At 58.9% G+C, this 5,859-nt stretch carries 6 protein-coding genes; 4 read left to right on the plus strand and 2 right to left on the minus strand.

Going from position 1 to position 5,859, the window contains the following annotated elements; translation table 11 throughout:
* Window positions 1–309 precede the first annotated feature (309 nt).
* The 4 genes from rhtA (at window position 310) to GIW04_RS27000 (ending at window position 3,097) form a co-directional block, all read left to right on the plus strand.
* Window positions 310–1,197 carry a threonine/homoserine exporter RhtA gene (gene rhtA, locus GIW04_RS26985; RefSeq protein WP_003190184.1) on the plus strand — a complete coding sequence of 296 codons (888 nt, stop codon included), beginning with the start codon at window positions 310–312 and terminating at the stop codon, window positions 1,195–1,197.
* A gap of 163 nt (window positions 1,198–1,360) precedes the next feature.
* On the plus strand, window positions 1,361–1,642 hold the full coding sequence (locus GIW04_RS26990) for a hypothetical protein (RefSeq protein ID WP_003190182.1): 282 nt from the start codon (window positions 1,361–1,363) through the stop codon (window positions 1,640–1,642).
* A gap of 98 nt (window positions 1,643–1,740) precedes the next feature.
* Entirely contained in the window at window positions 1,741–2,472 is a 732-nt protein-coding gene (locus tag GIW04_RS26995) for an SDR family oxidoreductase (RefSeq protein ID WP_034134997.1), read from the plus strand.
* 34 nt (window positions 2,473–2,506) lie between these two features.
* Window positions 2,507–3,097, plus strand: a complete 591-nt coding sequence (locus GIW04_RS27000) for a 2-hydroxychromene-2-carboxylate isomerase (RefSeq protein ID WP_003190179.1) — start codon at window positions 2,507–2,509, stop codon at window positions 3,095–3,097.
* Between the two features lie 38 nt (window positions 3,098–3,135).
* On the opposite strand, the gene GIW04_RS27005 is transcribed toward GIW04_RS27000, so the two are convergent.
* Window positions 3,136–4,944, minus strand: coding sequence for an aminopeptidase P family protein (locus GIW04_RS27005; RefSeq protein ID WP_120247760.1), 1,809 nt, complete (start codon window positions 4,942–4,944; stop codon window positions 3,136–3,138).
* A gap of 49 nt (window positions 4,945–4,993) precedes the next feature.
* Window positions 4,994–5,859, minus strand: an 866-nt coding sequence (locus GIW04_RS27010; protein WP_236479371.1) for a cysteine desulfurase family protein, incomplete at its 5' end; no start/stop codon positions are given.

Raw genomic sequence — 5,859 nt, forward strand, 5'->3', positions numbered from 1 at the left:
AACACCTCTTTTTCAACTTCCTTTTGGCTTCGATGAACTGAAGCAACTTGCTGTCGAGAACTGCGTAACTCATTGTTTACCAAGGAGTTTTCCGTTTCGACTGCGCCGGAAGTGGGGCGAATTATAGGCTTCCAGAATCTGCCGTCAACCCAATTATTCAGTTTTCCTATCAAAAACCTCCAAAACTCGAAACTTCCACTATATAGATAGCAACGAGACAGTTTTTGCGCAATATATTGCTCATTCGCCGGCAGTTAAGCATCATAGCGCCACGTATTTATCGATCATGACTTCGGAAGAACTCCCGCAATGACCACCCCTCCTCGCAGCCTGGCATCCGCATTGTTTCCGATCGGCCTGCTATTAATCGCCATGGCGTCCATCCAATCCGGTGCGTCATTGGCCAAAAGCATGTTCCCTATCGTCGGAGCACAGGGCACCACTGCCCTGCGCTTGATTTTTGCCAGTGTGATCATGCTGGTGCTATTACGCCCATGGCGCGCCACGCTGACAGCCAAGTCCTTGCGCACGGTGATCATTTACGGGATGGCGCTGGGTGGCATGAACTTCCTCTTCTATATGTCCCTTCGCACCGTACCGCTGGGGATTGCAGTAGCACTCGAATTCACAGGCCCGCTTGCCGTCGCTATTTATGCCTCGCGCCGAGCTGTCGATTTCCTGTGGATTGCCCTGGCAATCATTGGCCTACTGCTGTTGATTCCGATGGGTGAGGCCAGTAGCGGTATCGACTGGATCGGCGCGGCTTACGCGCTGGGCGCAGGCGGATGCTGGGCACTCTATATTTTGTTCGGCCAAAAAGCAGGGAACGACAATGGTGTTCAGACCGCCGCACTCGGCGTGATGATTGCCGCCCTGTTCGTCGCACCGATCGGCATCGTGCATGCGGGCGCCGCGCTGCTGACACCTGCCCTGATCCCTATCGCCATCGGCGTCGCGATTCTCTCCACGGCCTTGCCCTATACGTTGGAGATGGTCGCGCTGACTCGGCTGCCCGCCCGCACGTTCGGCACGTTGATGAGTATCGAACCGGCGTTCGGCGCCCTTTCCGGCCTGTTCTTTCTGCATGAGCATTTATCTCTAGCCCAATGGCTGGCCATCACCTGCATTATCCTGGCTTCGGTAGGCGCCACGTTGACGATGCGTAACGAATCCAAACCGCTGGTGCCCGCCGACTGATCGTCTTTGAAGCCAGCGCTGGTATTTGCCGCTCATTTAGGCCATGTTTAGGCCGTAACCGAATGTCATTCATGGAGAATTTCGACACGGACAGCATGAACGCTTCGCTCGAGAGCGAATAAAGCGGCTCTGTTCTTTTGCAGGGCGGCTATTAAGGATGGGAATGAAACGAATTTTGATACTGTTGCTGGTTGTGGGCATCGCTGGCTGTGCTGCAACCACAAAAACAGAAGTGAAACGGGGTAAGAAAGGGCTGCATATCAACTGTTCGGGCCTGTCCTCCTCCTGGGACCAGTGCTACACCAGTGCTGCCAACTCATGCGGCGCCAAGGGCTACCGGGTGATCGCCAAATCCGGCGATAACTCCGAGGAGCCTGGGGACTACCCCTTCGGTCTCAACCCTGCCGGCTATACCAGCCGTAGCATGATCGTCATCTGCAAATAGTTGCCCGAGCAGTCTGTCCTGACTGCTCATCTTAAATCCCGGCCATTTGCGGCATGAAGGCTAAACTCCTGCTCGACCATCGAGCCAATGGAGTTCCCATGCCGCACAACAAGAAAATCGTATTAGTAGTGGGTGCCGGAGACGCAACCGGCGGCGCCATAGCCAAACGCTTTGCCCGCGAAGGCTACATCGCCTGCGTCACCCGTCGCAGCGCCGACAAACTGCAGCCCCTGGTAGACAGCATTCAGTCAGCCGGCGGTGAAGCCCATGGCTTTGCCTGTGATGCACGTAAAGAAGAAGACGTGATCGCACTGGTCGAGCAAATCGAAACCGAGCTGGGGCCTATTGAAGCGTTCGTCTTCAACATCGGCGCCAATGTACCTTGCAGCATTCTGGAAGAAACCGCGCGCAAGTACTTCAAGATCTGGGAGATGGCGTGCTTTTCTGGCTTCTTGAACGCACGGGAAGTCGCCAAGCGCATGGTCACGCGTAACCGCGGCACTATCCTGTTCACCGGCGCCACCGCCGGCTTACGTGGAAGCGCCGGGTTTGCCGCCTTCGCCGGCGCCAAGCACGGAATACGCGCCCTGGCACAAAGCATGGCGCGGGAGTTGGGCCCGATGAACATCCATGTCGCCCATGTGGTGGTCGACGGCGCCATCGATACCGACTTCATTCGCGAAAATTTCCCGCAAAAGTACGCCCTCAAGGATCAGGACGCCCTCCTCAACCCTGACCATATTGCCGACAACTATTGGTTCCTGCATCGCCAGCCACGGGACGCCTGGACGTTCGAACTGGACCTGCGCCCCTGGAACGAAACCTGGTGACGCCCCCTATAACAATAAGCAGCGAGTACAGACCATGAGTAAAACCCTGGAGTTTTTCTTTGATCTCGGCAGCCCCGCCACTTACCTGGCCTATACCCAGTTGCCGGCGCTGTGTGCCGAAACCGGCGCACAGGTGGTGTATCAACCCATGCTATTGGGCGGTGTATTCAAGGCCACGGGCAATGCCTCGCCGATCACGGTGCCCGCCAAGGGTCGCTACATGCTCGATGACCTGGCGCGTTACGCCAAACGCTACAACGTGCCGCTCAGGTTCAACCCGCACTTTCCCATCAATACCTTGCTGCTGATGCGCGCTGTCACCGGCATTCAAATCCACCAGCCTGAGCGCTTCCTCGACTTCATCGACTGCCTTTTCCGAGCACTCTGGGTGGAAGGCCGTCACTTGGGCGACCCAGAGGTCGTGGCCAATGTGCTCACCGAACAGGGGTTCGATCCCGAGCAGGTACTGGCCCTGTCAAACGATGCAGCCGTCAAGGACGCTCTCAAGGACAAAACCGAACAAGCCATTAAGCGCGGCGTGTTCGGCGCTCCCAGTTTCTTTGTAGGAAACCAGCTGTTCTTCGGCCAGGACCGTCTGGACTTTGTGCGTGAAGCGCTCAGCTAGATATCGATTGCAGCCGGCAATGCCTTGGCTGCAACCGATCAAATCGCCGCAGTGCGCACCTGCAACCACTCAAGCGCTGCACCATTGAGCAGCGGGCTCAAACGCTCACGCACCTGGGCGTGATACGCGTTGAACCATTCACGCTCATCCGCCGTCAGCAACGACGGCTCCAAGCACCGGGTATCAATCGGGCACAGGGTCAGGGTTTCGAACTTGAGGAATTCGCCAAACTCGGTCTTGCCCGCTTCACGGTTCAACACCAGGTTCTCAATGCGCACGCCCCAACGGCCAGGGCGATAAGTACCCGGCTCAATTGACGTAATCATCCCTGGCTGCATCGCCGTTTGTGGCGCCGCAGCGGCTTGATAGGCAATCACCTGCGGGCCCTCATGCACGTTGAGGAAATAACCTACGCCGTGGCCTGTACCGTGACCGTAGTCCACGCCTTCTGCCCAGATCGGTGCCCGGGCAATGGCATCCAGCAACGGTGAAAGAATGCCTTTGGGGAACTGCGCACGGGACAGGGCAATCACGCCCTTGAGTACCCGCGTGCAATCGCGCTTCTGTTCCTCACTCGGTGTACCGATGGGCACCATCCGCGTGATGTCCGTGGTTCCGCCCAGGTACTGGCCGCCCGAGTCGATCAACAGCAAGCCATCACCTTCGATCAGCGCATGCTCTTCTTCGGTGGCGTGGTAATGCGGCATCGCGCCGTTGGCATTGAAGGCGGCAATGGTGTTGAAGCTCAGCGATACATAGCCTGGGCGGCGGGTACGCGCAGCGGTCAGGTGTTCGTCAATCGTCAGTTCGGTAATGCGCTCGCGGCCCAGGGCACTGTCGAGCCAGGCAAAGAATTCGCACAGCGCCGCACCATCCTGCTCCATGGCTTGGCGGATATGTTCCGCGTCTGCCAGGCTCTTGCGGGATTTGGCCAGTGTGGTGGGGTTGAGGCTTTCAACCAGCTTGACGCCCGCGTCGAGGTTTTCCAGCAAGCCGGCGGTGACGCGGGCCGGGTCTACTTGCAAGCTTGCGCCCGCCGGTACCGCTCGCAGCGCGTGCGCCACCTCGCTGTAATCACGCAGGGTCACGCCATCCTGCTCAAGCACCGCCCGCAGAGGCGCATCGACCTTGCCCAACGCCACAAACAAAGTCGCCTGCTGCTGATTGATCAAGGCAAAGGACACAAACACCGGATTGAACGACACATCAGCGCCGCGCAGGTTGAATAGCCAGGCGATGTCATCCAGCGTCGCGATGAAATGCCAGTCGGCGCCCTTGTCTTTCAAACTGGCGCGCAAAGCGGCCAGTTTCTCGCCACGACTGACCGTGGCCTGGGGCGGCAGATGCTGATAGATCGGCTGGTTCGGCAATGCCGGGCGGTCTTGCCAAACTTCATTGAGTACATCGATATCGGTACGCAGACGCGCGCCACGCTCGGCCAACTTGCCACCCAGGGTACGTGCCGAGGCCACGGCCATGACCGCACCGTCCACCGCCACTACGCCACCCTCAGGGGTTTGCTCGGCCAGCCACTCCAGCGGCCCAGGCTGACCCGGTTGCAGCTTCACCAGCTCGATACCGCTGCCCTTGAGTTCCTTGGTCGCCTGTTCCCAGTAACGGCTGTCCGCCCAGACCCCGGCAAACTCCGCCGTGACGATCAGGGTGCCCACCGAACCATGAAAGCCGGACAACCACTGACGCCCTTGCCAGTAACCCGGCAAATATTCGGACAGGTGCGGGTCCGCCGATGGCACCAGCAGGGCATGAATGCCTTCGCGGCGCATCAGTTCACGGGTGTGCGCCAGGCGCTGGGGAACCGTTCCATGGGTCAAAGGCTGCGTACTCATTGTGTCTCCTGCTAACCACTAATAATTGTTATGTGTTGCGAATGATAAATCAGACCGCCCAGAATGCCGGCGCACTCGCCAACGCGGCCTTGATCAACTGCGCGGCCTGGTCGATATCCTGTTCGGTGGTGAACCGGCCCAGGCTCAAGCGAATAGTGCGAGCGGCACTGCGGGCGTCATGCCCCAAGGCCAGGAGCACATGGGACGGCGCATTGCTGGCCGAATTGCACGCTGAAGTCGCGGAAAAGGCAATGCCTGCACTCAATGCGGCTGAATTGAATTCGCCTTCGCTGAAGGTAAGGCTCAATGTGTGCGGAATACGCTGGGTTGGGCTGCCATTAAGACGCAAGCCGGCAACCGACGCCAACTGATCCAGCAAGCGCTGGCGCAGCGCGACAATCGTGGCCTTCTCATCCGCGAAAGACGCCGCCGCAAGGGCAAACGCCGTGCCCATACCGGCAATCTGATGGGTCGCCAGGGTGCCGGAGCGCAAACCGCCTTCGTGGCCACCGCCGTGAATCTGCGCCAATACCTTCTGCTGCGCCCGCGGCCCGACATATAACGCGCCGATGCCCTTGGGCCCATACAACTTATGAGCAGAGAACGACATCAGGTCCACCGGCCACTGGGCCAGGTCGATAGCCACCTTGCCCGCCCCTTGCGCCGCGTCCACATGGAACAACGCGCCCTGCTCACGCACCCGCGCGCCAATGGCCGGGATATCGTTGAGGGTCCCGAGTTCGTTGTTGACCAGCATCAGCGAGACAAGAAAGGTGTCCTCGCGCAAGGCTTCGCTGACCGCCTCGACGCTGATCAAGCCGTCTGCATCCGGTACCAGGTAAGTCACTGCCACACCGGCTTCCTGCAATTGCCGCGCGGTGTCCAGCGTGGCCTTGTGTTCGATCTGGCTGGTGA

The organism is Pseudomonas sp. PA-4-8C (assembly GCF_021606625.1).
In the GTDB taxonomy this organism is placed as follows: Bacteria; Pseudomonadota; Gammaproteobacteria; order Pseudomonadales; family Pseudomonadaceae; genus Aquipseudomonas; species Aquipseudomonas lactis.

What these genes read in the sequence shown, in the direction of transcription:
- GIW04_RS26995 (WP_034134997.1), top strand. Translation starts at nt 1,741, where the DNA reads ATGCCGCACAACAAGAAAATCGTATTAGTAGTGGGTGCCGGAGACGCA.
- GIW04_RS26990 (WP_003190182.1), top strand. Translation starts at nt 1,361, where the DNA reads ATGAAACGAATTTTGATACTGTTGCTGGTTGTGGGCATCGCTGGCTGT.
- GIW04_RS27005 (WP_120247760.1), bottom strand. Translation starts at nt 4,944, where the DNA reads ATGAGTACGCAGCCTTTGACCCATGGAACGGTTCCCCAGCGCCTGGCG.
- GIW04_RS27000 (WP_003190179.1), top strand. Translation starts at nt 2,507, where the DNA reads ATGAGTAAAACCCTGGAGTTTTTCTTTGATCTCGGCAGCCCCGCCACT.
- rhtA (WP_003190184.1), top strand. Translation starts at nt 310, where the DNA reads ATGACCACCCCTCCTCGCAGCCTGGCATCCGCATTGTTTCCGATCGGC.